1 protein-coding gene is annotated in these 1,197 nt (G+C 60.2%); it reads right to left on the bottom strand.

Features of this window, described 5'->3' with window-relative positions:
* Positions 1–86 precede the first annotated feature (86 nt).
* The coding region (locus HXO69_RS08935) for an LPXTG cell wall anchor domain-containing protein (protein WP_296546611.1) at positions 87–1,197 on the bottom strand (1,111 nt) is incomplete at its 5' end.

The raw sequence follows: 1,197 nt of genomic DNA, 5'->3' as shown, positions 1-1,197 counted from the left end.
CCCTTTCAGAGTATTGGCGGCACTTGAATCACTCACCTTGCGGCGAGTATCAGATATTCAGAGCCTAGCCTATAGAGGCTGAGCTATTAGAGGCTGCGGCGGCGCAGGAGCATCAGTGCAGCACCAGCAATCAGAGCTGCGGCGCCAACGCCTGCGATACCTGCAACACCTTCAGCACCGGTGTTAGCCAGCTGCGGCTTCGAGGAAGCCGAAGAAGAACCCTTGGTGCCGGAGACACCTACAGTGTGGCCCTTGGAGTTAGAGGAGGTAGCAGCGGATGCGTTACCAACCTTAGCCTTGGGTGCCTGAGAAGTGGGCATGCGGGTCTCGGTTACGACAACCGAACCATCTTCGCGCATTTCAGCGGTGAAGACGCTGGTGGTGCCGTCGCCGTTATCGCGAACAGTGGTGTTGTCACCCTCGGTAGCTGCCGGCAGGGTCGGTGCGGGGTTGTTCGCATCGCTCACGGTAGCGGTGGTGACTGCCACCTGGTGTACCGGGCCGTTGGGGTCGCTGGTTGCCACCATTGCGTAGGCGTAACCGGGCTGCAGCAGTTCAGCAAGAACGCTGACCTTGACGCGGAAGGTGCCGTTCACGATTTCAGAAGCGGGCACATCGTGGGTTGCCAGAGCATCACCGGTGATGTTGCCGTTTGCATCCAGGCGGAAGATAGCGATCTGCACACCGTTAGCGACGGACTCGTGGGTGAAACCGGAGCCGTTGAAGGTCAGAACGTTGTACTGGTCGTTCGGGTTCAGGGAAGCATCCTCGGTGGTGAGGGTTGCGTTCTCGGGTGCCGCGGGCGCCTCAGGAGCGGGGGTCTCCTCGGTCTTCGGAGCCTCAGTAGAGGTGGTCTCGGTGACCTTGAAGGAGGAGAGAGCCACGAGCTTCTGGTCAGCCTGAGCAGCCTGCGGGTTGCTTACAGCAACCAGGGCGTAAGAAGCGCCGGCGGGCAGCTTGCTTGCCTCGACAGTGAAGGAAGTCTTGAAGGAGCCATCCTGAATCTGGTCCGCAGACACGGACACGGTGGTAATGACGTCGCCGGTAATCTGCTGGTTCTCATCCAGCGCGTAGATGCTGACCTGAACGCCGGGGCCGACCTTCTCGCCGTAGAAGCCGGTACCAACAACGCTCACGGTGTTAAACTGCGCATCACCGGAGAAGCGTGCGTTCTCGATGGAGACGAAGGGGTTAGCC

Origin of the sequence: Rothia sp. (in: high G+C Gram-positive bacteria), from assembly GCF_015265375.1 — a bacterium.
Classification (GTDB): Bacteria; Actinomycetota; Actinomycetes; order Actinomycetales; family Micrococcaceae; genus Rothia.
This window is presented reverse-complemented; position numbering and strand designations above follow the sequence as displayed.